At 65.5% G+C, this 25,649-nt stretch carries 26 protein-coding genes; 11 read left to right on the forward strand and 15 right to left on the reverse strand.

The annotated features are described in order from the left end of the window. Positions 1–117: 117 nt before the first annotated feature. Complete coding sequence (locus NX862_RS10155; RefSeq protein WP_264493792.1) at positions 118–813, reverse strand: HAD family hydrolase; 696 nt, start codon at positions 811–813, stop codon at positions 118–120. A gap of 113 nt (positions 814–926) precedes the next feature. Here NX862_RS10155 and clpS point away from each other — a divergent pair, with 113 nt between their 5' ends. Both clpS and NX862_RS10165 read left to right on the forward strand, forming a co-directional pair. Beyond that, complete coding sequence (gene clpS, locus NX862_RS10160) at positions 927–1,250, forward strand: ATP-dependent Clp protease adapter ClpS (protein WP_413694553.1); 324 nt, start codon at positions 927–929, stop codon at positions 1,248–1,250. Beyond that, a complete protein-coding gene (locus tag NX862_RS10165; RefSeq protein WP_264493793.1) occupies positions 1,251–2,216 on the forward strand; it encodes a class I SAM-dependent methyltransferase in 966 nt (321 codons plus the stop codon). A gap of 2 nt (positions 2,217–2,218) precedes the next feature. On the opposite strand, the gene NX862_RS10170 is transcribed toward NX862_RS10165, so the two are convergent. Beyond that, a complete protein-coding gene (locus tag NX862_RS10170; protein WP_264493794.1) occupies positions 2,219–2,602 on the reverse strand; it encodes a hypothetical protein in 384 nt (127 codons plus the stop codon). 121 nt (positions 2,603–2,723) lie between these two features. On the opposite strand from NX862_RS10170, the gene hemF reads away from it, so the two are divergent. Continuing rightward, a complete protein-coding gene (gene hemF / locus NX862_RS10175) occupies positions 2,724–3,560 on the forward strand; it encodes an oxygen-dependent coproporphyrinogen oxidase (protein WP_264493795.1) in 837 nt (278 codons plus the stop codon). After that, positions 3,551–4,279: an adenosylcobinamide-GDP ribazoletransferase gene (gene cobS, locus NX862_RS10180; protein WP_264493796.1), complete on the forward strand. Its 729-nt coding sequence runs from the start codon at positions 3,551–3,553 to the stop codon at positions 4,277–4,279. The genes hemF and cobS overlap by 10 nt, the downstream gene beginning before the upstream one ends. On the opposite strand, the gene NX862_RS10185 is transcribed toward cobS, so the two are convergent. From NX862_RS10185 to NX862_RS10195, 3 genes are read right to left on the reverse strand one after another with little or no spacing between them, the layout of a single operon-like run. Beyond that, positions 4,268–5,140 carry a DMT family transporter gene (locus NX862_RS10185; RefSeq protein ID WP_264493797.1) on the reverse strand — a complete coding sequence of 291 codons (873 nt, stop codon included), beginning with the start codon at positions 5,138–5,140 and terminating at the stop codon, positions 4,268–4,270. The genes cobS and NX862_RS10185 overlap by 12 nt on opposite strands. Then, positions 5,137–6,165, reverse strand: coding sequence for a uroporphyrinogen decarboxylase (hemE, locus tag NX862_RS10190; RefSeq protein ID WP_264493798.1), 1,029 nt, complete (start codon positions 6,163–6,165; stop codon positions 5,137–5,139). The genes NX862_RS10185 and hemE overlap by 4 nt, the downstream gene beginning before the upstream one ends. Before the next feature lie 2 nt (positions 6,166–6,167). Next, positions 6,168–6,464 carry a hypothetical protein gene (locus tag NX862_RS10195; protein ID WP_264493799.1) on the reverse strand — a complete coding sequence of 99 codons (297 nt, stop codon included), beginning with the start codon at positions 6,462–6,464 and terminating at the stop codon, positions 6,168–6,170. An 81-nt stretch (positions 6,465–6,545) separates the two neighbouring features. Between NX862_RS10195 and hemC the strand changes: the two genes are divergently transcribed. Then, complete coding sequence (hemC, locus tag NX862_RS10200; RefSeq protein ID WP_264493800.1) at positions 6,546–7,481, forward strand: hydroxymethylbilane synthase; 936 nt, start codon at positions 6,546–6,548, stop codon at positions 7,479–7,481. A 114-nt stretch (positions 7,482–7,595) separates the two neighbouring features. Here hemC and NX862_RS10205 read toward each other — a convergent pair whose 3' ends face one another. Together NX862_RS10205 and NX862_RS10210 are read right to left on the reverse strand one after the other, a co-directional pair. Continuing rightward, positions 7,596–8,762 (reverse strand): MFS transporter, encoded by a 1,167-nt coding sequence (locus tag NX862_RS10205; RefSeq protein WP_264493801.1) that lies wholly within the window; start codon positions 8,760–8,762, stop codon positions 7,596–7,598. Beyond that, positions 8,755–9,978 (reverse strand): MFS transporter, encoded by a 1,224-nt coding sequence (locus NX862_RS10210; protein ID WP_264493802.1) that lies wholly within the window; start codon positions 9,976–9,978, stop codon positions 8,755–8,757. The genes NX862_RS10205 and NX862_RS10210 overlap by 8 nt, the downstream gene beginning before the upstream one ends. 155 nt (positions 9,979–10,133) lie before the next feature. Between NX862_RS10210 and NX862_RS10215 the strand changes: the two genes are divergently transcribed. Beyond that, entirely contained in the window at positions 10,134–11,726 is a 1,593-nt protein-coding gene (locus NX862_RS10215) for a GMC family oxidoreductase (protein WP_264493803.1), read from the forward strand. Here NX862_RS10215 and NX862_RS10220 read toward each other — a convergent pair. Then, positions 11,710–13,305: an alpha-amylase family glycosyl hydrolase gene (locus tag NX862_RS10220; protein ID WP_264493804.1), complete on the reverse strand. Its 1,596-nt coding sequence runs from the start codon at positions 13,303–13,305 to the stop codon at positions 11,710–11,712. The two genes, NX862_RS10215 and NX862_RS10220, sit on opposite strands and share 17 nt — an antisense overlap. Positions 13,306–13,477: 172 nt before the next feature. Between NX862_RS10220 and NX862_RS10225 the strand changes: the two genes are divergently transcribed. From NX862_RS10225 to NX862_RS10235, 3 genes are all read left to right on the forward strand, one after another. Further along, positions 13,478–14,233: a glycoside hydrolase family 25 protein gene (locus NX862_RS10225; protein ID WP_413694554.1), complete on the forward strand. Its 756-nt coding sequence runs from the start codon at positions 13,478–13,480 to the stop codon at positions 14,231–14,233. Positions 14,234–14,338: 105 nt separating this feature from the next. Further along, on the forward strand, positions 14,339–14,581 hold the full coding sequence (locus NX862_RS10230; RefSeq protein ID WP_264493806.1) for a hypothetical protein: 243 nt from the start codon (positions 14,339–14,341) through the stop codon (positions 14,579–14,581). Continuing rightward, the gene (locus NX862_RS10235; protein WP_264493807.1) at positions 14,581–14,994 is read left to right on the forward strand and encodes a hypothetical protein; all 414 of its coding nucleotides are present in this window, start codon (positions 14,581–14,583) and stop codon (positions 14,992–14,994) included. The genes NX862_RS10230 and NX862_RS10235 overlap by 1 nt, the downstream gene beginning before the upstream one ends. Before the next feature lie 240 nt (positions 14,995–15,234). Here the strand turns inward: NX862_RS10235 and NX862_RS10240 are convergent, their stop codons facing one another. The 4 genes from NX862_RS10240 to NX862_RS10255 form a co-directional block, all read right to left on the reverse strand. After that, on the reverse strand, positions 15,235–17,733 hold the full coding sequence (locus NX862_RS10240; RefSeq protein WP_264493808.1) for a GcvT family protein: 2,499 nt from the start codon (positions 17,731–17,733) through the stop codon (positions 15,235–15,237). Positions 17,734–17,910: 177 nt separating this feature from the next. Continuing rightward, positions 17,911–18,696, reverse strand: coding sequence for a metal ABC transporter permease (locus NX862_RS10245; RefSeq protein WP_264493809.1), 786 nt, complete (start codon positions 18,694–18,696; stop codon positions 17,911–17,913). Beyond that, complete coding sequence (locus NX862_RS10250) at positions 18,686–19,543, reverse strand: metal ABC transporter ATP-binding protein (RefSeq protein ID WP_264493810.1); 858 nt, start codon at positions 19,541–19,543, stop codon at positions 18,686–18,688. The genes NX862_RS10245 and NX862_RS10250 overlap by 11 nt, the downstream gene beginning before the upstream one ends. Continuing rightward, a complete protein-coding gene (locus tag NX862_RS10255; RefSeq protein ID WP_264493811.1) occupies positions 19,533–20,039 on the reverse strand; it encodes a Fur family transcriptional regulator in 507 nt (168 codons plus the stop codon). Before NX862_RS10255 ends, NX862_RS10250 begins: the two co-directional genes overlap by 11 nt. Positions 20,040–20,114: 75 nt before the next feature. Between NX862_RS10255 and NX862_RS10260 the strand changes: the two genes are divergently transcribed. Together NX862_RS10260 and NX862_RS10265 are read left to right on the forward strand one after the other, a co-directional pair. Continuing rightward, a complete protein-coding gene (locus NX862_RS10260; RefSeq protein ID WP_264493812.1) occupies positions 20,115–20,948 on the forward strand; it encodes a zinc ABC transporter substrate-binding protein in 834 nt (277 codons plus the stop codon). 51 nt (positions 20,949–20,999) lie between these two features. Further along, a complete protein-coding gene (locus tag NX862_RS10265) occupies positions 21,000–21,968 on the forward strand; it encodes an aldose epimerase family protein (RefSeq protein ID WP_264493813.1) in 969 nt (322 codons plus the stop codon). A gap of 261 nt (positions 21,969–22,229) precedes the next feature. On the opposite strand, the gene NX862_RS10270 is transcribed toward NX862_RS10265, so the two are convergent. The 3 genes from NX862_RS10270 to NX862_RS10280 all read right to left on the reverse strand — a co-directional run bounded on the left by NX862_RS10270 (position 22,230) and on the right by NX862_RS10280 (position 25,604). After that, entirely contained in the window at positions 22,230–22,970 is a 741-nt protein-coding gene (locus NX862_RS10270) for a YebC/PmpR family DNA-binding transcriptional regulator (RefSeq protein ID WP_264493814.1), read from the reverse strand. A 67-nt stretch (positions 22,971–23,037) separates the two neighbouring features. Beyond that, the gene (locus NX862_RS10275) at positions 23,038–23,754 is read right to left on the reverse strand and encodes an NYN domain-containing protein (protein ID WP_264493815.1); all 717 of its coding nucleotides are present in this window, start codon (positions 23,752–23,754) and stop codon (positions 23,038–23,040) included. 53 nt (positions 23,755–23,807) lie between these two features. Beyond that, positions 23,808–25,604, reverse strand: coding sequence for an SLC13 family permease (locus NX862_RS10280; protein WP_264493816.1), 1,797 nt, complete (start codon positions 25,602–25,604; stop codon positions 23,808–23,810). Positions 25,605–25,649: the final 45 nt, after the last annotated feature.

The following is a 25,649-nucleotide window of genomic DNA, read 5'->3' on the forward strand; positions in this document are numbered from 1 at the left end:
AGAGTAACACGGCGGTGTGAAGAGGAAAACCCAAAGATTTCCGGGGGTTCACGGCAATTCTTCACCGTGGCACTTTTGCCTTTTCGGCATATATGGTGGTTAATTTCGGGTAAATGTCTACCTATTGTGGGTAAACAGCCCGTTAACCAACGCTGGCAATTCCGCCAGCCTGTCTATCGCGCGGAAACGCGCCGAGGTGGTCGGCGGATCGGCGCGCTCATAGGCCCAGGTGTGTTCATGCGGAATATGGACGCCCCAGGCGCCGGCCTCCAGCGCGGGGATGACATCGGACTTCAGGCTGTTGCCCACCATCATCGCCGCATCGGCCCCGGCGCCATGGCGGGCAAAGGCCGTGGCATAGGTCTTTGCAGTCTTGTCGGAAACAATCTCGACCCCGTGGAACAGGTCGCCCAGGCCCGACTGCGCCAGCTTGCGCTCTTGGTCCAACAGGTCGCCCTTGGTGATGACGATGATCCGGTGATCCTTGGCCAGCCCGGTGATGACCTCTTGCACATCGGGCAGCAGGTGGATCGGGTGGCGCAGCATCTCGCGGCCCATGTCCAGGATTTGCGCGATCACCGGGGCGCCCACGCGGCCCTCGGTCACTTCGATGGCGGTTTCGATCATCGACAGGGTGAACCCCTTCACCCCGAATCCATAATGCCCCAGGTTGCGCTTTTCCGCCTCGTGCAGCCGTTCGGTCAGCCCCGGATCACCGCCCAACAGGTCGATGAACCGCGCTTCGGTCAGGCGAAAAAAGCTCTCGTTCTGCCACAGCGTGTCGTCGGCATCAAAGCCAATGCAGGTGATCATCGTCTTCCTTTACCAGCCTGTCGCGCGAGGCCTTTTAACGGTTCGAAAATGCTTTATATTGCACAAACACCCAAAGCTGAACCCGGAGCCCGGCCTTGACCGCATTTCCTGACATGATGTCCGATGGGGATAAAGTCCCCGGTCAGGATACGACGCTCCTGACCAAGCCCAAAGCCAAGTCCGAACGCCCGCCTTTGTATAAGGTGATGCTCCTGAACGACGACTACACGCCGATGGAATTCGTCGTCCATGTGCTAGAGCGATTCTTTGGCCTGAACCATGCCCAAGCCTTTGAAATCATGCTGACTGTGCATAAAAAGGGCCTGGCGGTGGTGGGGGTCTTCTCGTTCGAAGTGGCCGAGACCAAGGTGGCGCAGGTGATGGATTTCGCCCGCCGTCACCAACACCCGCTGCAATGCACGATGGAAAAAGAGTAAGTGCGCTCGTCACGGCTGGACCTTGCCCGGGTCGAAGGGCTCTTTGCGCCTGAGTCGGTGGTGGTCATGCGGCCGCGGGTGGGGGATGACCTGTCTTCGCTGGGCCGCGTGCAGGTGCTGACGGGCTTTCGCCCCGATCATGACCATTTCGCCGCCCATGTGTCCCCGATCCAGGCCCCCCAGGCCGTGCTGATCTGCCTGCCCCGCGCCAAGGACCTCGCCCTGGCCATGGTCGCGCAGGCTGTGACGCTGGCCCCCTTGGTCGCCATCGACGGGCAAAAGACCGATGGGTTCGACGGCATCGCGCGTGAGCTGCGGGCCGCCGGGTTCCAGCTGTCCGAGACGCTGTCCAAGGCGCATGGCAAGCTGGCGACCTTCCCGTCCCGCCCCGCGCCTGCGGAATGGGCGGCGCAACCCCGTGACATTGGTGGTTTCTTTACCCAGGCCGGGGTGTTTTCGGCGGATGGCCCGGACGAGGGCTCGCGGCTGTTGGTTCAGGCTTTGCCCAAGGATTTGCCCGCCAAGGTGGGCGATCTGGGCGCGGGTTGGGGCTATCTGTCCCGCGCGATCCTTGAACGTCCCGGCGTCAAGTCGCTGGACCTGGTCGAGGCCGAATCGCTGGCCTTGGACTGCGCGCGGCTGAACATCGACGACCCCCGCGCGGTCTTTCACTGGGCTGATGCGACCAGCTTCCGGGCTCCCCGGCTGTGGGGCGCCGTTGTGATGAACCCGCCCTTCCACGCCGGACGCACGCCCGATATCGCGCTGGGTCAGGCCTTTATACGCACGGCCCATCAGGGGCTGGCCCCCGATGGAACGCTGTATATGGTGGCCAACCGCCATCTGCCCTACGAGCCGTTGTTGACCACCCTCTTTCACAAGGTCGAAGAGATCGGCGGGTCAGGCGGCTTCCGCGTCAGCAAAGCCGCCTATCCGAACAAAAAGGGCCTGACCAAGGCGCGCTAGGCCTATTCGGGATAGCGCTGCTGGCAGGCCGCGACCGCGGGCGCCATGGCGCTGGCGATCTGCGCGCGACGGTCGCGCATCGAGGCCAGCTTGGCGGTTTCCTCGGTCAGGTTCAGCGCAACCGGGCGGCGGACCTCTTCGGCGACATCCTCCATGCACATCTGTGACTTGGGCTCGGGATCGGCCGCGGTCGGGCGCGGCGTGCAATCCAGCCAGCGCGGCATCGTCACCACGCGGGTCTCATAGCCGAAGCCGCGGGCGATATTGCCCTCGGTCTCGGCAATCAGCCGGTCCAGCGTGGACAGATCGCCCGTCACCCCGCGGATACATTGCTCTTGCGGCGTGCCACAGGCGGCCAGCGCAAGCAGGATCAGAACACGTTTCATCGGCACCTCCATCGCCGCAGCATAGGCAAGCGGCCCTTGATAGGCCATATCAGCCCGCCCGGATTGCCTGCGTTGAGCGTGGCGCGCCTTCCTGCTAGCACTAGGCCAAAGGGAGAAAGCCATGGCCGATTTCGACGACAACAAGGCGCGCGCGAGCGCCTGGTTCAAAAGCCTCCGCGACCAGATCGTGGCTGCGTTCGAGGACCTGGACGGCACGCGATTCGAAGTGACCCCCACGAGTCGCCCCGATGGCGGCGGCGGGATTATGTCGGTCCTGCGCGGTGGGCGCGTCTTCGAAAAGGTCGGCGTCAACTGGAGCCAGGTTCACGGAGAGCTTGCCCCCCGCGCCCAGGCCGCGATGGCCGCGCGGGGTGTGCCGGGGATGAAGGAAGACCCGCGCTTTTGGGCTTCGGGTATTTCTCTGGTGGCGCATATGCAAAACCCCCATGCGCCGGCGGTGCATATGAACACCCGGATGTTCTGGACCCCGGGCGCCTGGTGGTTTGGCGGTGGAAGCGACCTGAACCCCTGCATCGAATACGCCGAAGACACCGCGGCGTTTCATGGCGTCTTGCAGGCCGCTTGCGATCCGCATGGCGCCGAGATTTACCCCAAGCTGAAAGCCTGGGCGGATGAATATTTCTTTATCCCGCATCGCAAGCGCGCCCGCGGTGTTGGCGGGATCTTTTATGACGACCTGAACACCGGCGACTTCGAGCGGGATTTCGCCTTTACCCAGGACGTCGGCCGCGCCTTCCTGCCCGCCTTTTTGCCGATCACCCGGGCGCGGATGGACACGCCCTTTACCGATGCCGACCGCGAGACCCAGGCGATCCACCGCGGGCTTTATGCCGAATACAACCTGGTTTACGACCGCGGCACCAAGTTCGGACTGGAAACCGGGCATGACGCCAATGCCGTGCTGATGAGCCTGCCGCCGATGGCGAAATGGCACTGAACGCCTTTCTGCTGGCGGTGCAGTTCCTGACGCGGCTGCCGGTCAGGCCAGAGTATTCCGAGGCCGCGATGGAGGCCTCGCCGCGGTTCTATCCGGCGGCGGGGGTCGTCGTGGGGGGCATCGGCGCTTGCGTCTGGATGCTGGCGCCCTGGCCGCCCCTGGTCAGCGCCTTTGTCACCCTGGCGGTGATGGTGGCTCTGACCGGTGGCCTGCATGAGGACGGGCTGGCCGATACATTCGACGGCCTGGGCGGCGTGCGGCCCAAGGACCGCGCGCTAGAGATCATGCGCGACAGTCGCATCGGGACCTATGGCGTCGTGGCCTTGGTGTTTTCGTTGGCCCTGCGGGGTCTGGGCTATGCCGAGGTTCAGGCCCTGCCATGGGTTTTGATCGCGGGGGCTGCGGCCTCGCGCGGGGCGATGGTCTGGGCCATGGCCACCAGCACCTATGCCCGTCCAAGCGGGGCGGGCAGCGCCGTGGCTGGCGGCATCGACGCGGCCACGGTCCGGGTGGCGGCGGGGACGGTGGCGCTGGCTTGGGTGCCCATGGTCTTTGTCCTGCCGCTGGCGCAGGTTGCGCTTGCCGCCTTGGGCCTGTGCCTGGGCGCCTGGGTCATCCGGTCGTGGTATATGCGGCGGCTGGGCGGTTATACCGGCGACTGCATGGGCGCGGTGCAACAGGCGGCCGAGATCGGGTTCATCCTTGGCCTATTGGCGTAAGAGGCCCGCGACCCCGCCAAGGATCAACGCCATCCCCAGCATCTGCCGCTTGGTGGTCTTTTGCCCCATCCGCATCGCAAGCGCCTGGGCAAAGATCACCTCGACCAGGGCCAAGGTCCGCACATTCGCCGCCGAGGTCAGCGAGAACCCCAGAAACCAGAACTGCGAGGCAAAGGCGCCCAGGAAGCCCGCGGTCAGCGATTGCCTCCAGACGCTGAAGGACGCCATCAGCGCCTGACGGTTGAACATCCCCAGCCAGATCAGCAGCATCCCCGTTTGCATCGCAAGCGAGACCACCAGAACCGAGGAGGCGCGGATCAGATAGCCGCCCTCCAGCCCCAGGATCGCGCCGCGAAAGGCCACGGCGGACAGGCCGAACAGCCCCGCTGCCACCAGGCCGGTTCCGGCCGCCCGCATGTCGCCCAACCTTGTGCCGGGCTTGACGGTCATCACCAGCACGCCTGCCACGGCCACCGCAATCGCGGCCATGGCCAGAGGGCCAGGCACCTCGGCCAGCAAAGCCGCCGAGACCAGCGCCACCAACACCGGTTCAGTTTTCAGCCATGCGGTCGTGACGGCGAAATTCGCCCGCTTCATCGTGACCAGCATCAGGGCCGTGGCGCCGATCTGCGCCGCGGCGCCCATCAGGGTAAAGCCAAGCACGCCAAAGTCTGGATGCGGCAGCGCCTCACCCGTGGCAAGCACCACCCCCACAAGGAACAGACAGGCAAAGGGCAGGCCGAACAGGAACCGCACCTGCGTCGCCCCCAGCGTGCCGATCGCCCGTGTCAGCCCCTGTTGCGCCGCGTTGCGCCCGGTTTGGGCGGCGGCGGCGATCAGCGTCACAAGCGCCCAGATCAACCCCGGATCGCTTCCATCAACTGCGTCACATGGTCCGGATTGGCCTCTGGCGTGATGCCATGGCCCAGGTTGAAGATATGCGCGCCACCCTTGAAGGCCTGAACGATCCGCTTCGCCTCGGAGGTCAGGCGCGGCCCGCCCTCGACCATCAGCTTGGGGTCCAGATTGCCCTGGACGCAGCCGTCCTTTTGCACATGCGTCGCGGCCCAATCGGCGCTGACCGAGTTGTCCAGCGCGACGCAATCGGCCCCGGTGGCGCGGGCGAACCCCTCATAGCGCGCACCGGCCTCACGCGGGAAGGCGATGATCGGCAGACCGGGATGGCGTTCCTTCAGCGCGGCGATGATCTTGCGGGTCGGCGCCACGGCGAAATCGTCGAAATCGGCGCCTTGCAGCGTGCCGGCCCAGCTGTCGAACAGCTTGATGACCTCGGCGCCTGCCACGACCTGCGCAGACAGATATTCGACCGTCGCTTCGGTGATCAGGTCGATCAGGGCGGCAAAGGTCGCCCGGTCCTGCGCCTTCAAGGCATGGGCCGGTTCCTGCCCCGGCGTGCCGCGGCCCGCCACGACATAGGAGGCCACGGTCCAGGGCGCGCCTGCGAACCCGATCAGCGTGGTGTCCTTCGGCAGCTCACGTTTCAGGATCTTGACCGTCTCATAGATCGGCGCCAGCGTCTCATGGACATCGGCGGGGGCGCGCAACTGCGCCAGACCCTCGGGCGTGGTGACGGGGGTCAGGCGCGGACCTTCGCCGGTTTCGAACCACAGGGGGACACCCAAAGCCTGCGGCAACAAGAGGATATCGGCGAACAGAATGGCCGCGTCGAACCCAAAACGGCGGATCGGTTGCAGCGTGACTTCGGCGGCCAGTTCCGGGTTGTAGCACAGTTTCAGGAAGTCGCCCGCCTGCGCCCGGGTGGCGCGATATTCGGGCAAATAGCGCCCGGCCTGGCGCATCAGCCAGACGGGCGGCGTATCAAGGCGTTCACCGCGAAGGGCGCGCAGGATGGTCTTGTCGGTCACGTTCAGGCCCTTTTTCCAGAGTCGATCAGGCGTTGCAGGGCCCAAGTCGAGAGTTTGAAGACAGTGATATGCCAAATCACCGCGAAAGCCAGCACCCCAAGCGCCAGGCCAAAGCTGCCAAAGATCCAGGCGATCAGGGCGACCAGAACCGATCCCCCGGCCGACAGATAAAAGGCCATGAACAGCACAAAGCCATTGGCGCCAGAGACCTGTTCCCGGATGGCCTGGGCCTCCATCGCATGGGCGATCAGAAGGACAGCGGCGGAGAGCGCAAGCGCTATGGAAAGAAAGATCGTCATGGCCCCATGCCTTGCCGTCCGATGCGCATCTGTCAAGAGCAGGTGATTGCAGCAAGCGATTTCACCCGTTAACACTGTCACATGACCCTGACATGGCCCACCCCCGCAGAACCCCTCAAGATCGGCACCCGAGGCTCGCCCCTGGCCCTCGCCCAGGCGCATGAGACGCGCGCCAGGCTGGCCGCAAGCTTTGGCCTGCCGCCCGAGGCCTTCGAAATCGTCGTGATCAAGGTCATGGGCGATGCGATCCAGGACCGCGCGCTGAAAGACATCGGCGGCAAGGGCCTGTTCACCCGCGAGATCGAAGAGGCGCTTTTGGAAGGCGCCATCGACATCGCGGTCCATTCGATGAAAGACATGCCGGTGGATCAGCCGGCGGGGCTGACGCTGGATTGCTATTTGCCGCGAGAGGATGTGCGGGACGCCTTCGTGTCGCTGACGGCGCGCGGCTTGACCGATCTGCCGCAAGGCGCGGTGCTGGGGTCATCCTCGCTGCGGCGGCGGGCGCAAGTGGCCCTGCGGCGGCCCGACCTGCAGCTGGTCGAGTTCCGCGGCAATGTGCAGACCCGGATGAAAAAGCTGGGGGACGGCGTCGCCCATGCGACCTTTTTGGCCATGGCGGGGCTGAACCGGTTGGGCATGGCCGATGTGCCGCGCACCGCGATTGCGCCCGAAGAGATGCTTCCGGCCCTGGCCCAAGGCGCCATCGGCATCGAGCGCCGCTTGGACGATCCCCGCACCGAAGCCCTGCTGGCCGCGATCCACGACCGCGACACCGGCCTTCGCCTGGCCGCAGAGCGTGCCTTCCTGAAAACGCTGGACGGGTCGTGCCAAACCCCCATCGCCGGGCTTGCCCTGCTGGGGGACGGCCTTTGGCTGCGCGGCGAGATTCTGCGCCCCGACGGCTCTGCCGCCATCGCCGGAGAGCGGCGCGGCCCTGCCACAGATGGCGCGGCCATGGGGGACGACCTTGCCCGCGAACTTCTGGCCAAGGCGGGTCCCGGCTTCTTTGGTTGAGGGGGCGCCGCCCCCGCCTTCGGCCCCCCGGAGATATTTGGGTCAGTATGAAAGCAAAGCAGGTCTTTCGATTTCATACTGACCCAAATATTCCCGCCGGAGGCTAGGACCGCATCACCCGCGCCGCGGTTTCAGGATCAGCGCGGCGCCCGCCAGGCTCAGGGCGGCGCCGAGGATTGCCGCCGTGGCATAGCCCTGCACTGCGGTGCCGATGGCAAAGCAGGCGGCGGCCATCGCGTCACCGCTGACTTTCATCAGCGCCATCAAGGCCGAGGCGGTTCCAGGCCTTGTGGCCAGCGCGTCTTGCAGCATCGCGATGGGCAGTGTCAGGGTCAGCGCGCCTCCCATCGCGGCGGGCAGGGGCAAGAGCCAAAGCCATGGCGTGCCGGCCAACAGCGGGATGCCAACCAGATGCACGGCGTAGAGGGTCGTTCCGATCCCGATCAGCCAGGGGCGCGGCAGGCGCAGCACCAGGGGCAGGGCCAGCATGAAGGGCACCTCCAGCCCCGCGACCAGGCCGCCATAAAGCGCGGCATCGGCGCCATGGCCCGCCTGGGTCAGCGACAGGCCAAGGACGGCCCAATAGACGGCTCCGGGCGCAGTGACGGCGCCCAGTGCCAGGATCAGGCGCGGCAGGCCGGGGGTGGCGAGTTCGCCGAGGGCCGCGCGCAGCGACAGGCCGGAGGGGCGGTCTTCGGCCATGCTGGAGGGCCAGGCCGCCCAGGTGATCGCCAGCATGGTCAGCCCCAGGCCCAAGGCCACGGGATAGATGGATTGGGCGGGAAGCCCGGCCTCTGTCGCCCAGGCCCACAGAGGCAGGACCACAAGGAAGGGCAGGGCGAACAGCGCGCGGATCGTCGCCTGGATGGCCTCACGCTGGGTCGCATAGGGCAGGGCGGCCAGGCGGCCCTGGGCAAAAAGCTGACCGAACAGCGTGTTGGCCGGAAAGAACAGCGCCTGTGCCAGCAGAAACCCGGTCAGCGAGGGCGCCAGAGTCATCACCGCCCCGCCCGCGACGATCAGCCCGCAGGCCCCCAGCGCGATGCCCCGCCGGTTCGCCGTCTGATCCGCCCGGATGCCCGCCGCCAGCGCCGCCGCCACCGACACCAGGGTCGAGACCACCATCAGGCCCGCGTAACCTCCGTCCCCCAGCCCATAGTCGCGCACCGCCATGACCGGCACATAGGGCCCGAAGGAACAGGCCAGCGCGCCCAAGAGCAGCATCAGCCCCGCCACCATCCGCAAGACCGGATCGCGCCAGATCAGCGCGGCGCTAGACATGGGCCGTCTCGGAGGCGGGTTGGGGCCACCGGAGCCAGGCCCGCCGGTCGACCAGCCACAGCGCCAGCGCGCCCGTCAGGCTGACCGAGGCGCCGATCAGCGCCGCGCCCTCGAACCCGGCGACCCCGGTGCCGATTGCAAAGACCAGCGCCGTCACGACATCGGACGCCAGCTTTTGCACCGCCAGCATCGCCGCCGCTGTTCCCGGCCGCCCCGCCATCAGGTCCTGATAATAGGCAATCGGCGTTGTGATGATGATCGCGCCCCCGACGCCGGCGAAAAACGTCCCGACCCAAAGCCAGGGCGTATCGGCCCACAGCGGCAGCGCCACCAGATGCACCGCGTAAAGCCCCGCCCCAATCCCGGCCATCCCCAACCGCGAGATCCTCCCGGCAAAGCGCGGCAGGATCAGCATGGCCGGCACCTCCCATCCCGCGACGATGCCAACATACAGCGCCACATCGGCCGCATCACGCAGCGGCGCCGCATCAAAGACCAGCGACACCAGCACCATGTAAAGATTGCCGGCCGAAGACATCATCCCCATCAGCACGACCCGGAAAAAGACATGCGGCTTGATGATCTCGACCAGGGCCTGATGCAGCCGCAGGCCCGAGCGTTGATCGGCAAGCCCGCCATCCTTGGGCCAGCGCGCCCAGATCATCACGGTCAGTCCAAGGCTTGCGATGCCCGCCGTGACATAGACCGACAGTTCCGACAGGCCAAAGCCGAAGGCAAAGGTCCAGAAGATCAGCATGCCCAAAAAGGCAAAGGACAGGTTCGACCGCAGCGTGCCCAGGACGGCGTCGCGGTCCTCACCCTCGCGGCTGGCCAGGCGGGCAAGCGCGATGAACTGGCCGTAAAGGCTGGAGGCGACGGGCAAAAGCACGCCATTGAAGGCCAGAAGCGACCATTTGCCCGGAAAGGCCAGCATCAGCCCGATCCCCAGCGTCGAGGCCAGCGCCGCGGTCAGCGCAATCGCCCGCCGCCGCCCGTATTGGTCGCCCAGGACGCCGAACAGCACCGATGTGACCACCGCCACCACCGAAGCCAGCGTCAACAGCCAGGAAAACTCAGTCGGCGTCAGGCCGATCCGCTTGATCGCGATGACCGATTGATAGGGGTAAAGCGAGGCATTTTGCGCGCCGAACAAAAGCAGCGCCAAAGAGATGAACCGCAGCGTCGGGTGACGCAGCACATAGCGTATCGAGGTCATGGCCGTCCGGGGAGCTGTAAGGCGGAAAACGTTTTCCTGTGTGACAGGGTAATGACAGGCCGGGGTGAAGTCCAGACTGTGCCCGACATATCCTGTCGCCAATTGCACAACGATCCGTGAAGAGGCTGCTAGATTGCGCGAAAAAGGGGACGCGCATGGACGTCGATTACATCATCGTGGGCTCGGGTTCGTCGGGGTCGGTTCTGGCCAATCGCCTGTCCGAGACCGCGCGGGTCGTGGTGCTGGAGGCGGGAGGCAGCGACCTTCTGCCTTATGTTCAGCTGCCTTTGGGCTATGGCAAGCTGTTCTATGACCCCGCCGTGAACTGGATGTATCAGACCGAGCCTGATCCGGGGCTGGCTGGCAACCGCGACCACTGGCCGCGCGGCAAGGTGCTGGGCGGGTCCTCGTCCATCAACGCCATGGTCTATATCCGCGGGCATCGGGCGGACTACGACGAATGGGGGCAGGCGGCGCCCGGTTGGGGCTGGGACGACATGCTGTCGGCCTATCGCGCGCTGGAGGACAACGAGGCGGGGGCGGATGATTTCCGCGGCAAAGGTGGGCCGCTGTTCATCTCGCGCAACCGGCGCGGCCTCCATTGGCTGGTCGAGGATTACATCAAGGCCTGTGGCGAGGCGGGATTGCCCTATAACCCCGACTTCAACGGCGCGGAACAAGAGGGCGCCGGGACCTATCAGATGACGATCAAGGGCGGGCGGCGCAATTCGGCCGCGCGGGCGTTTTTGCGGCCGGCGATGAAGCGCGATACGTTGCAGGTTCTGACCAAGGCCCATGTCACACGCGTGCTGTTTGACGGCAAACGGGCGGTGGGGGTCGAGTATGTCCAGGGCGGTCAGACCCGGACGCTGAAGGCACGCGAAGTCATTCTGTCCGGCGGGGCGATCAACTCGCCGCAGCTGTTGCAGCTGTCGGGGATCGGACCCGGAGAGGTTCTGTCCAAGGCGGGCGTTCCGGTCTTGGTGGACAACCCCCATGTCGGGCGGAACCTGAACGACCACCAAGGCATCAACTACACCTGGGAAATGAAGGTCGCGACCTATAACGGCATCCTGCGGCCCTGGTGGGGCAAGGCGCTTGTCGGCCTGCAATATCTGCTGACCCGGGGCGGGCCGCTGGCCAAGTCGATCAACCATGGTGGCGGGTTCTTCCGCACCTCGGCCGATGAGCCTCGGCCCAACATGCAGCTGTATTTCCAGGCGTTTTCCACCCTGATCCCGCGGAATGGCGAGCGGCCTTTGCTGACGCCCGACCCGTTCCAGGGCCTGTCGATCGGGCTGTCGAACTGCCGCCCCACCTCGCGCGGGCATATCCATATTCGCAGCGCGGACCCCTTTGCTCATCCGCAGATCGTGGCGAACGCCTTCTCCACCGACAAGGACGTCGCCGAGATGCTGCTTGCGGTGCGTTACCTGCGCACCATCGCGGCGCAGCCCTCGTTTGCGCGCTGGGTGAAACAGGAATTGCGGCCGGGGCCTTCCGTGACCTCGGATACCGATATGATCCAGGACTTCCGCGAAAGGTCGGGGACGGTCTATCACCCGTCTTGCACCGCCCGCATGGCGCCCGAGGGCGAGGGCGTGTTGGACAACCACCTGCGCGTGCGCGGGGTCGAGGGGCTAAGGGTCTGTGACGCCTCGGCCTTTCCGAACCTGATCGCGGGCAATACCAATGCCCCCGCCATGGCCTTGGGCTGGCGGGGGGCCGATCTTATCCGAGGGAAATAGCCCCCGTCACGGGCAGGAAAACCGCCGCATTGGGGGCCAGGTCCAGCTTGGCCCCCGCCAGCACGCCGCCCATCGACGGGCCGGTCGGCGCGCCCACGCCCTCGACCCCCAGGCTGCGGCCTTCCGGCGACAGGTTGAACACGCACAGAAGGTCGCCGCGGGTAAAGGCCAGGATCGGTTCCGGGGTCGCAAGGAACGTGGTCTTGCCATGGGCCAAAGCCGAGCCCTTACGGAAGGCCATCATCGCCCGGTAATGTTCCAGCACAGAGCCCTGTGCGCCCTGCTGCGAGGCCACATTCCGCGCCAGCTGCGGCGGTTTCACCGGCAGCCAGGGCTTGCCCGTGGTGAACCCGCCCGCCGCACTGTCATCCCAGACCATCGGCGTCCGCGTGCCATCGCGGCCAATCGGCTCCGGCCAGAAGTTGATGCCTTGCGGGTCGGTCAGTTCTTCGAAGGCCAGCTCGGTATCGGTCTGGCCGATCTCTTCGCCCTGCCACAGACAGATGGAGCCCTCGAACGACAACAGCAGCGCCCCGGCCTGCTTGGCAATCGCGTCTTGGGAAACCCCATGTTTCGCCCACCGTGAGGCATGGCGCACGACGTCATGGTTGGAAAAGGCCCACATCGGCCAGCCATTTGGCGCATCGGTAAAAAAGTCGCTGATGCGGGTGCGGAAGAACTCGGCCGTGTAATCATAGCCCATCATTTCAAAGCTGTAGCACTGATGCAGCCGCCCCGGCGCGGTATATTGGCCCATCATGGCGATGGCGTGGTGGCTTTCCCCCATTTCCCCCACCGAGGCGCGGTCGGGGTAGTCATCCAGCACCCGCCGGATACGCTCCATCCACAACAGGTTTTCCGGCTGGTTCTTGGAAAACAGGTGGTATTGCATCCCGTAAGGATTGCCCTCGGGCTCTTTTTTCACCCGGTAATCGGCGGCATCGTCGCGCAACAGCGCGTCTTTGTAGAAGTAATTCACCGTGTCAAAGCGGAACCCATCCACCCCCCGGTCCAGCCAAAAGCGCAAGACGCCCTCCATGTAATCGACCACATCGGGGTTGCGGAAGTTCAGCTCGGGCTGTTCGGGCAGGAAAGAGTGCATGAAGTATTGCTTGCGCCGGGCGTCCCATTGCCAGGCCGGGCCTCCGAACACCGAAAGCCAATTGTTCGGCGGCGTGCCATCGGGGCGCGGGTCCTGCCAGATGAACCAATCCGCCTTGGGATTGGTGCGGTCGCGGCGGGATTCGGTGAAAAACGGATGCTGGTCAGAGCAATGGTTCAGCACCTGGTCGATGATGACCTTCAGCCCCAGCGCGTGCGCCCGCGCCACCAAAGCGTCAAAATCCTGCAGCGTGCCAAAGACCGGATCGACGTTTTTATAGTCGCTGACGTCGTAACCCATGTCCTTCATCGGGCTGGTAAAGATCGGGGACAGCCAGACGCAGTCGCAGCCCAAGGACGCGATATGGTCCAGCCGCCGCGTGATCCCCTGCAGGTCGCCCACCCCATCGCCATTGTCGTCCTGAAAGCTTCGGGGATAGACCTGATAGGTCACCGAGCCACGCCACCATTCCGCCATGCCATCCTCCACGATTCGCAGCCAGCATAGCCAAGCCGCGCGGGGCTTCAAACCGTTTTGAACGCAGCCAAGGCCCGGGGTGCAGGGTTTGGGTGCAGGGTTTGGGTGCGGCCTCGGCAAAGACCCCGCGCCAAGGGGTGACGCCGCCCCCATGATGCGCGACACTGACCCGATGAAACGCGCCCTGTTGATTCTGCTGATCGTCCTGACCGCCTGCGCCCCCCGCGCCGGTGGACCCAATCCCTCTGTCACCGCCCCGGCCTTTGGCGACCGCGACCCGGTGGACTGGCCCCGCGGTCAGGCGCCGCGAACGCATCCGGTCCATGGCATCGACGTTTCGACCTGGCAGGGCCAGATCGACTGGCGCGCGGCCCGCGCCGCCGGGGTGAACTTCGCCTTCCTGAAGGCGACCGAGGGCGGCGACCGCGTCGACCCCGCCTTCCGCCAGAACTGGGCGGCGGCACGTGCGGCGGGCGTGCCGCGTGGCGCTTACCACTTCTTTTACCACTGCCGCCCGGCGATCGAACAGGCGCGCTGGTTCCTGTCGCATGTCCCGCGCGACAGCCTTGCGCTGCCTCCGGTCCTGGATATGGAGTGGAACGCCCATTCCCCCACCTGCCCGGGTCGCCGCCCCGCAGCCGAGGTCCGCGCCGAGGCCCGGATTTTCCTTGACGCCATCGCCCAGGGCCGCCGCCCGATCCTGTATACGACGGTCGATTTCTATGCCGACAACCAGCTGTGGCAGCTGCAAGGCGTCGATTTCTGGCTGCGGTCGACGGCGAAACACCCGTCCGACAGCTTTCCGGGCCAGCATTGGCTGATCTGGCAATACAGCGCGACCGGACAGGTGCCGGGCATCGCGGGGGATGTGGACCTGAACGCCTTTCAGGGCTCGCCCCGGGCCTTTGCCGCCTGGGTCGCGCGCTGATTTCACAGGGCTTGACGCTTCTTTCACTTCGGTTTCACAGGGCCGGGGCGCAGTCTGACACCGTGGCCCGATCCCCCGGGACCACGGTTTCAGAGGAGGATTTCCATGACCCGTTTCGTGATTGACCTGGGCGATGTTCCGCTCTCGAAAGAGGCCACGATGGCCTTGAACGCCGATCTGCAAAAGGTGGCCCTGTCGCATATCGCCGGGCTGCAACTGGACAAGCCCTGGGTTCTGCGCTTTCCGCGCGACTGGTGGGGCTTTATCCTGCGCAAGGACTTCGAGGGCATCCTTGACGGTCAAAAGGCGCTGGAGAAGGGCCTTCTGCAGACCGCGGGCCGGATGTGATGTCCCGGGGCGGAGAGAGTGCCGCCCCGGATCTCGCCTGCCCTTCGGCCCCCGCCAGCCCTGGCGCCGGGCTTTTGGGCCTGGCGGGACCGGATGGCCGCATCGCCTTTTTGCGCACGCTGATGCAGGTCGATGCAGAGTTTCTGGCCACCGCCCGCGCGGCCGGCCGCCCCGAAGCGCGGATGCGCTTCACCCACAGATGTGAGACCTCTGCCTGTCGGCAGTGGACCGGAACTTCCTGCGGGGTCATCACCCGTGTGTTGCAAGCCATGGCGCCGGAGACCGTCTCCCCCGATACGCTCCACCCCTGCACGATCCGCGGCACCTGCCGTTGGTTTGCGCAGGAAGGCGCCCCGGCTTGCAGCGCCTGCGCCAGTGTCCTGACGGACACCCGCGCAGATGAGCCCGCATGAGGCGGCAGCCCAAGGCGTCCCCTCCGACGGTTGCCGAACGGCGAAAGGCGGCCCCGCTCCCGGGCCGCCTTTTGTCATGTCAGGGCACAAGACGTCCCCGTGTCATCTGTTCGCAACCGTCCCACGGGGTTCTCAGGGGCTGTGAAAGCCCCTGAGGCAGGGGGTTCGGGGGACGGCAGTCCCCCGATTGGGCGCCGCGGGGTCAAGGGCGCAAGCCCGCAGCCCCCGCGGCGCAATCCCTCAGTCGTTCTTGCGGATGCGCTCGTTCTTCGGATCGAACGGGCTGTCCTCGACGACGACCGCATCCCATTCCTGCCGCAGCATCTTGACCTTCAGCTTGGTGCCGACCACCGCCAGATCGGGCCGCACATAGCCCATGCCGATCTGCTTGCCAAAGGCCACCGAATACCCGCCCGAGGTCAGGCGACCGACCTTGACCCCATCGACCAACAGCGCCTCTTTGCCCCAAGGGTCCGCATCCGACGGCCCGTCGATCAGCACGGTCACGCATTGCGAGCGCACCCCGGTTTCCAGCATCTTCGCCTTGCCGCGGAACTCCTTGGACAGGTCCACGAAGCGGTCCAAAGCGGCCTCCAAGGGCGTCGCATCGCGGCCCAACTCGTTACCGAAGGCGCGATACGACTTCTCCTGGCGCAGCCAGTTCTGCGCCCGCGCGCCGACCGCCTTCAGCCCGTGCTTTTCGCCGACCGACCACAAGAGGTCCCACAGATAACGGCCAAACTCGATCGGGTAATGCAGCTCCCAACCCAGTTCGCCGGTATAGGCCACACGGATCGCGCGGACCGGGCACATGCCCAGTTCGATGTCGCGATAGCTCAGCCAGGGGAAGCGCTTGTTGCCCAGGACGGTATCGGGTTCGGCATCCTTGACCAGGTCGCGCAACAGGGCGCGGGCGTTCGGGCCGGCCAAGGCATAGACGCCCCACTGGGTCGTCACGTCATGGATGTCGATATAGCCGCCACCCGCCGCCATCCAGTCCTCGGCCGCCTTCTGCATGAAGTCGGCATCATAGGCCGTCCAGGCCCCGGCCGAGATCAGGTAATACTCATGCTCTTTCAACCGGACGATGGTGTATTCCGTCCGCGTCGTGCCATGGTCGGTCAGCGCATAGGTCAGGTTGATCCGGCCCACGTTCGGCAGCTTGTTGCAGGTGAAATGGTCCAGGAACGCCGTCGCCCCCGGGCCACGCACCAGATGCTTGGTAAAGGCGGCCGCGTCGATCAGGCCCACCGTTTCCCGCACCGCCTTGGCCTCTTCGACCGCATATTGCCACCAGCCGCCGCGCCGGAACGACCGCGCATCATGGTCGAACGACGCAGGCGCATCCTTCGGGCCATAGTAGTTCGGACGCTCCCAGCCATTCACCTGGCCGAATTGCGCGCCCATTTCCTTCTGGCGGTCATAGGCCGGGGCGGTGCGCAGCGGGCGGCAGGCCTCGCGCTCTTCGTCCGGGTGGTGCAGGATGAAGACGTGGTTATAGCACTCTTCGTTCTTGCGGGCCGCGTATTCGGTGGTCATCCAGGACCCGTAGCGCTTGGGGTCCAGCGACGCCATGTCGATCTCGGCCTCACCTTGCGTCATCAACTGCGCAAGGTAATGGCCCGTGCCACCCGCAGCAGTGATCCCGAACGAGAAGCCTTCCGCGATCCACATGTTGCGCAGACCCGGGACCGGACCCACAAGCGGGTTGCCGTCCGGCGTATAGCAGATCGGACCGTTGTAATCGTCCTTCAGGCCCACGGTTTCCGAGGACGGCAGACGGTGGATCATCGACATGTATTCCGCCTCGATCCGCTCCAGATCCAGCGGGAACAGGTCGGCGCGGAACGACTCCGGCACGGCATATTCAAACCGCGCCGGGGCGCCGTATTCATAGGGGCCCAAGATCCAGCCGCCGCGTTCCTCACGGACATACCACTTGGCATCGGCATCGCGCAGAACCGGGTGTTCCGGGTTGGTCTTGCGGTATTCGACCAGCATCGGATCGGGCTCGGTCACGATATACTGATGCTCGACCGGGATGGCGGGGATCTTGATGCCCAACAGCTTGGCCGTCCGCTGAGCATGGTTGCCCGTCGCGGTCACGACATGTTCGGCGGTGATTTCGAACTTTTCGTCCGAGGCGACCAGACGCCCCCCGGTTTCCACCATGCGCGAGCAGGACACGATCCATTCCGACCCGGTCCAGCGATAGCCGTCGACCTGGATCTTGCGTTCAATGGTCGCACCCAGTTGCCGCGCGCCCTTGGCCATGGCCTGCGTCACGTCGGCCGGATTGATGTAACCGTCCTGCGGGTGATAGAGCGCGCCCTTCAAATCATCGGTGCGCAGCAAGGGCCAGCGGTCCTTCATCTCCTTGGGCGTCAGGAATTCGTGATAGACCCCGGCGGTTTCCGCGACCGAGGAATACAGCATGTATTCATCCATCCGCTCTTGGCGCTGCGCCATGCGAAGGTTGCCGACCACATAGAACCCCGGGTTCAGGCCGGTTTCGGCCTCCAGCCCCTTGTAGAAATCCACCGAGTATTTGTGGATATGGGTGGTGGCATAAGACATGTTGAACAGCGGCAGCAGGCCCGCCGCATGCCAGGTCGAACCAGAGGTCAGCTCGTCGCGTTCCACCAGCATCGTATCCCAGCCCGCCTTGGCCAGGTGATAGGCGATGCCATTGCCGACGGCACCACCGCCGACGACCAGAGCTTTGACATGGGTTTTCATCAGGGGGACTCCGCGAAAGGTTTGGTCCATATGTGCCTGATGCGGCGGGCCTTGGGCAAGTCAGCGCGACGGGACCCGGCGAAAAACGACATGGGGCGTAAAAACCGACCTGTGAGAGGGGCATGGGGAGCTCCCGCCCACCCACCCCGCTCCCCATGCCCCTCTCAGCCCCCCGTTTCAGCCTTTGTGGCGGAAGAGGGCGGCCAGGGCAAAGGTCGCTGCCGCCAGCGCCGCAATCGACGGCCCGGCGGGGGTGTCTTGGGACAGCGACAGCGCAAGCCCCGCCACCACCGCCAAGGCCCCCAGCGCCGAGGCCAGCGCCGCCATCTGCTCTGGCCCACGCGACAGCGCGCGGGCGCTGGCGGCGGGGATCACCAGCATGGCCGCGATCAGCAGCGCCCCCACCAGCTTGATCGCCACGGCGATCACCACGGCCAGCGCAAGGGTCAGCCACAGACGCTCGCGGTCGGGGTCGATGCCAGAGGCCCGGGCCAGGTCCGGGTCCAGCGTAGAGGTCAAAAGCCCCTGCCAGCGCCAGACCAACAGCGCCAGCACCGCGACAGAGCCCGCCCAGACCGCAGCGACATCGCCCCAGGTCACAGCCAGGATATCGCCGAACAGATAGCTTTCCAGACTGACATTCACGCCCTTGACGAAGGAAATCGCCACAAGCCCCACGGCCAGCGCGCCATGGGCCAGCACCCCCAGCGTCGTGTCCACCGCCCAGCCCCGCGCCGACAGAGTGGCCACGGTCAGCGCCATGGCCACCGCAACCGTCAGCGTTCCCAGCCCCACCGGCAGGCCAAAGGCCAGGGCCAAGGCCACCCCCAGGATCGAGGCATGGGCCGTGGCATCGCCGAAATAGGCCATGCGGCGCCACAGGACAAAGGACCCCAAAGGCCCGGTCGCCAATGTCAGGCCAAGCCCCGCAAGGCCCGCCCGGATCAGGAAATCAGGAAGCATCGCGCGCCCCTTTTGCCGCATCGGAATGGCCTGTGGCCCCAAGCTCTGCGCCGCCCCGGGCTTGACCCGGGGCCTCGACCGGATGGTCGTGCCCCCCGTGCCCATGATCGCCGTGGTCATGTCCATGATGGTCGTGCCCAGGGTGGTCGTGGCTGTGGTCATGCCGGTGCTGATACAGGGCCAGCGCGCCTTGGGTCCCAAGCCCGAACAGCGCCCGGTATTCCGGCGCGGCAGAGACCACGCGCGGCGTCCCCTCGCAGCAGATGTGGTGGTTCAGGCAGATCACCCGGTCGCTGGCCGCCATCACCACATGCAGGTCATGGCTGACCATCAGCACCGCAGTCCCGGTCTGCGCCCGAACCTCGGCGATCAGGCGGTAAAACGCCGCTTCTCCGGGTTGGTCCAGCCCCGAGGTCGGCTCGTCCAGCACCAAAAGCTGCGGATCGCCCAACAAAGCCCGCGCCAGCATCACGCGTTGCAACTGCCCGCCGGACAGGCCGGACAGGGGCCGCGCGCCCATGCCCTCCATGCCGACGCGGGTCAGCGCGGCCTGGGCCTCGGTGTCCGCCACCCGCACCGGCAGCGACAGAAACCGCCGCACCGTCATCGGCAAGGACGCATCCAGCGCCAGCTTCTGCGGCACATAGCCCACCCGCAGCCCCGGCTTGCGCGTCACCCGGCCCTCGGCCGCAATCATCCCCAACAGCGCCCGCATCAGCGTGCTTTTGCCCGACCCATTCGGCCCCAGGACCGTGACGATCTCGCCCTCCTGGATCGTGAAATCCACCCCGGTCAGGACCTTGGTCCCGCCAAGTGTCACCGCCAATCCCCGCGCCTCAAGCAGCATCGGCGCCCCCCTGACACGCGGGGCACAGGCCAAGCGCCTCGACCGTGGCGCGTTCGACCGCAAAGCTGCCCGCCGCCTGGGTCAGGGCACCAAAGACCGCGCCGCCATCGGCCTCGGCCACGGAATGACAGACGCTGCAGATCAGGAAGACCGGGGCATGGGTTTCAGCCGGATGCATACAGGCGGTGAAGGCGTTCAGGCGGCGGATGCGATGGGCTAGGCCATGTTCCTCCAGGAACTCCAGCGCGCGGTAGGCCACGGGCGGCTGGCGGCCATAGCCCTCGGCGGCAAGGCGTTCCAGCACGTCATAGGCCCCCAGAGCGCGATGGGTCTCCAGCAGGATTTCCAGCGTGCGGCGGCGGACCGGGGTCAGGCGCTGACCCGCGGCCTTCAGATGGGTTTCGGCCAAGGCCATGACATCGCCCGCACAGCGCGCGTGGTCATGGGGGGCAAAGGCCAGGCCGGGGGTCTGGCAACCGGGGCAAGTGTCGTGCATCAGGGCCTTGACATGTTATAGTATCACATTCTATCAACGTTACAGTATAACATTCCTGATCCGGTGAAAACCCCCATGAAGCGCCTTCTCCCCTTTCTGCTCTGCACCTCCCCCGCCTTTGCCTCCCCCGCTTTTGCCGAAGTCCCCTCGGTCGTCACCGATATCCCGCCGGTGGGGTCGCTTGTGGCGCAGGTCATGGGCGACCTTGGGGCGCCGATGGTCCTTTTGGACAAGGGCGGCGACGAACACGAGCTGGCCTTGAAGCCCAGCCAGATGGGCGCCATCTCGGGCGCGGGGCTGGTGGTCTGGGTGGGCGAGGACCTGACCCATGAGCTTGGTCATGCGCTGGAGGCGGTCGATGTCCCCAAGCTGGGCCTGTTGGCCGAAACCCAGACGCAGGATTATGCGGACGGCGGCGTGAACCCCCATGCCTGGCTGTCGCCCGCTGTGGCAAAGGCCTGGCTTGGCCTGATCGCCGCCCGCCTGTCCGAAATCGACCCCGCACATGCCGCGACCTATGCCGCCAATGCCGCACAGGCCCAGACGCAGGTCGATGCGCTGGATGCGCGGCTGAAGGCGCAGCTGGTCGGGCTGAAGCCCTTTGTCACCTGGCACGACGCCTATGGCTATTTCGCCACCAGTTACGCGCTGCCCTATCAGGGCGGTCTGGCCTCGGGCGAGGCGCATGACCCCGGCGCGGCCTCGGTTGCGGCGCTTCAGGACCGGGTGGCCAAGGGTGAGGTCGCCTGCCTTTTCCCCGAGGCGCAGCATGACCCGGCGCTGTTGGCGGCGACCGGGGCGCAGATGGGTCCGGCGCTGGACCCGGTGGGGTCCGACCTTGACCCGGTGCCCGGCGCTTGGGCCACTCTGATGACACGGCTGGCCGATGGCATCGCCACTTGCCGCTAAGGCTTGACCGGAAGGCGGGCGCGGGGGACTAAGGGGCAAAGGAGAGCCCCGATGATCACCCAGACGCCTTTCGGAACCACCGCCGCCGGAGTGGCCGTGGACAAGATCACCCTGCAGGCCCATGGGCTGACGGCGGCCTTCCTGACCAAGGGCGTGACGCTGCAGTCCGTGCGGCTGGAGGGTGTGGGCCATGACCTGACCCTGGGGTCCGAAAGCCTGACGGACTATGAGGGCAAGATGCGCCACCACGGGTCCCTTGTGGTGCCGGTCGTCAATCGCCTGTCGGGCGCGCGGGCCCGGATCGCCGGGGTCGAACATGCGTTCGAGCCGAACCAGGCGGGCAAGCACACGCTGCATGGCGGGGCGGCGGGGGGCCAGCACAAGGTCTGGACGGTGGAGCAGCTGACCGAGACCCATGTGACCCTGGGCCTGCGTCTGCCCGATGGAGAGGGCGGCTTTCCCGGCAACCGGCATATCCGCGCGCGGCTGTCGATCGGGCCGGGGCCCGCGCTGCGGATGGAGGTCACGGCCTCCACCGACAAGGCGACGCTGTTCAACGCGGCCAACCATTCGTATTGGAACCTGGACGGGTCGGAAACCTGGGCCGGCCACAGCCTGCGCATCGCGGCCAACCACTATTTGCCGACGACCGAGGACTTCACCCCCACCGGCGAAATCGCTCCGGTCGCGGGCGCCATGGACTTCCGCCGCGGTCGCGTGGTGACGCCTGCCGATACCGTGCTGGACACGAACTTTTGCTTGTCGGGCGGGCGCCAGCCGCTGCGCGACGTGCTGTGGCTGAGGGGCGCTTCGGGCCTGACCCTGACCGTGGCCACGACCGAATCCGGCATCCAGGTCTATGATGCCCGCAATGCGGCGCGTCCGGGGCGGGGTTTCCACGAGGGTCTGGCCATCGAGGCTCAGGCCTGGCCCGATGCCCCCAACCACGCGGGCTTCCCCTCCATCGACCTTGGCCCGGGCGAGGACGTCACCCAAGTCACCGAATGGCGCTTTGGCTAGGATCGAAACGCCGATCCGGTCCGGGATCGCTTGGTCGGACACAGCCGCGCTTTTTGACCCAGCAGGCCTTGACCCAGCAGGCTCTGGGTCAAGCCCGGAGCGCCGCGGCGCACGTGAAGACCTTGTCCCGAATTTTCAGTCGGCGGGGCGACCTTTGCCAGCCTGACACGCGCTGTCCGTCGGCAGGGCCCCCCGCGCATGGAAAGGCCCGGACCTGTGGTCTGTTCCACAAGTCCGGGCCTTTCCATGCGCCCCCGGATCTTACAGCTGGGCTGCGACCTCGTCGGGGACGTCGAAGTTGTGGGTGACGCTTTGCACGTCGTCATCCTCTTCCAACAGATCCACCAGACGCATCAGCTTTTGCGCGGTTTCCAGGTCCACCGTGGTCAGGACCTGCGGCTTCCAGATGAACTTGGCCTCCAGCGACTCGCCCAGGGCCTTTTCCAAGGCCTCCGAGACGGCGTTCAGCTCTTCGACCTTGCAATAGATCCAATGGCCTTCTTCGTCGCTTTCGACGTCATCGGCGCCAGCATCCAGGGCCGCCATCATCACATCATCCGCCGAGCCCGCCGCCGCCGGATAGGAAATCTCGCCCATCCGGTCGAAGCCATGGCTGACCGACCCGGTCTGACCCATGTTCCCGCCGCATTTGCTGAAATAGCTGCGCACATTGCTGGCGGTGCGGTTCAGGTTGTCGGTCAGGGCCTCGACGATGATGGCGATGCCGTTCACGCCATAGCCTTCATAGCGGATTTCCGCGTAATCCGCCGCATCGCCCATCTGGGATTTCTTGATCGCGCGGTCGATCACGTCCTTGGGCATCGAGACCGCCTTGGCCGCCTTGACCGCCAGCCGCAGCCGCGGGTTCATGTCCGGATCGGGCATCCCCATCTTGGCCGAGACGGTGATTTCCTTGCTAAGCTTGGAAAACGTCTTGGAGCGCGCCGCGTCAGTTCTGCCCTTTTTGTGCTTGATGGTCGACCATTTGGAATGTCCCGACATGACACCGATCCTCTTTCAGAAGTTGAAGCCCCTTACACCAGACGCCATGGGGGCCGCAAGTCTGGGGTCAGGAAAGACGACGCACACAGGCCTCGGGGCCCTTCGGGTCGAGCGCAAACAGCTTGGGATGCGCCGTGAGATAGGCGCGCCAGTTTTTCTCGGGGCGGGTCGAGATCGTCACTCCCGTCCGCCGAAGAATCTCGGCCTGGATCTGGTTCAAGGGCAAACGGCCGCCCTTTTCCGCGATCAGCTGGCAAACCTCGCGCTCAAGATCGACTTGGCTGCAATTTCGTGGCGGTGGGGGCGCCTTGGTCGGCTCGACGATGGGAGCGGGCGGCTTGGCAGGCTTCTCCATCTTTGGCGGAACCTGCGCAACCACCGGCTTTACCGCCGCCAGCTCGTGAAACCCCGTGCAAGCCTCGCGAAAGCGGGCGGGAGCGCGGGTCTCTCCTATGCCATGGACCTCCAGCCCATATTCCCGCAACCGCAGCGCCAGATGGCTGAAATCCCCATCCGAACTTGCCAATACAAAGTGTTCCACCTTGCCATGCAGGGCCAGTTCCATCGCCTCGACCGTCATCAACAGGTCGGCGGCATTCTTGGCCGATCCGGCATGGGCGAGGCGCAGGCCGGGGACCTGGCTCCACTCGGCGCAGCGCGTGGCATCCAGAAAGGCGCGACGGATGACGACCTCGCCACGCGCCTTGGCCTGGGCCAGGATTTCAGGGTAGCGCGCGGCCGGCACATTGTCGGCGTCGATCAGAAGGGCAACAGGGTTGGTCATCGGGCAATCCGGGGCAGTTAATCGCGCCAGATTGCCCGACGATTCCGGCGAAATCAGGGCGCCAGCACGGGATACAGCGGCCAGATCAGCGGGATCAGGGCCGAGGCCACCAGCCAGGTGATGATGTTCAACGGAACTCCGATCCGGGTGAAGTCCAGGAACTTATACCCGCCCGGGCCATAGACCATCATGTTGGTCTGGTAGCCAATCGGCGTCGCAAAGGCCAAGGTGGCCGAGAACATCACCGCCACGACGAAGGGCCTTGGGTCGACGCCCAACTGGTTCGCCAGCTCTATCGCGATGGGCGTATAAATCACCGCCACCGCATTGTTCGACAGGAACTCGGTCAGGATCAGGCCCATCAGGTAAATCGCCAGGATCAGCATGAAGGGCGACAGCCCCTCCATCCAGGGTTTGACCGCCGTCACGATCATCTCGACCCCGCCCGAGGCATCCAGACCCGCCCCCACCGCCAGCATGGCAAAGATCATCGCCATCAACCGGCCATCGACAAAGCCCAAAGCCTCGTCGCTGTCGATGCAGCGGGTGACAAGGATGATCCCCACCGCCAGAAAGGCGAGGATCTGGATCGGCGCCATGTCAAAGGACGAAAGCAGGATCACAAAGGCCAGCGCCCCAATCGCAATCGGCGCCTTGGTGCGGCGATAGGCCCGGGCCGAGGGGCGAGAGATATCGACCATCTCCATATCCACCGCCAACCGCTTGATGTCCTCGGACGTGCCCTCCAGAAGCAGCGTATCGCCCACCTTGACCTCGACATCGTCCATCTGGCGGCCGATGTTCTTGTCCTTGCGGTGCAGCGCCAGCGGATAGACGCCATAGCGCCGCCGCAACCGCAGCGCGCCAAGCGTCCGGCCCACCATGTGACAGCCGGGGGTGATCAGAACCTCGACCGTGTCGGTTTCGACCGAGGACAGCTTGTCGGCGATGCGCATGTCGGTGCGATTCTGCATCTCCAGCAGTTCGGACATCTCGGTGCGCAGAACGACGCGGTCGCCTTGTTCCAGCACGACGGGGGCCAGGTTGCGCCGCAGGCTGGCATCGCCGCGCAACACGTCGATCACCCGCACGCCGTTGCGCTTGAACTGCTGGACATCCAGCACGCGCTTGCCGATCAGCACCGAATCCTCGGGGATCGCCACTTCGGTGAAATATTTGCGCTTTTTGCGGTCGCCCATCAGGGCGGTCATCGACTGACGGTCGGGCAACAGGCGCGGCGCCGCGATCAGCATATAGATGCCGCCGATCAGGGTGATGGCCAGGCCCAGGGGCGCGAGTTCGAACAGGGTAAAGGGCGCCATGCCCTCTTTGGTGGCCACGCCATCGACCAGGATATTGGTCGAGGTGCCGATCAGCGTGATCATCCCCCCCATCACCGTCATATGTGACAAGGGGATCAGGAATTTCGACGGCGCCTTGCCGAGTTTCGCCGCGATCTGGATGACCACCGGGATCATCACCGCGACCAAAGGCGTGTTGTTCATGAAGGCCGATGCCACGGCGATAAACGAGAACAGCACAAGGACGGTCAGCCTGGGGCTTTGTTCGACCCGGGATTCGGCCAGGCCGATCACCATCTCGACCGCGCCGGTGCGCACAAGGCCGCCCATGACCATGAACATCAGCGCAATCGTCCAGGGGGCCGAGTTCGACAGGACCGCCCCGGCCTCTGACACCGGCAGAAGTCCGGTGATCAGCATGGTGGCCGCGCCGCCGATGGCCACGACCTCCATCGGAAAGGTCTCGCGGATGAACAGGGCGAACATCACCGCCATGATGGCCAAGGCCACCCAAGGATGCCATGCAGATGCGATTTCCAGACCGAACATGGCCACCTCCGACTTATCACGATAGGGATAGCCGTGATTCTAGGT

It is taken from the genome of Stagnihabitans lacustris (genome assembly GCF_025950525.1).
Classification (GTDB): Bacteria; Pseudomonadota; Alphaproteobacteria; order Rhodobacterales; family Rhodobacteraceae; genus Stagnihabitans.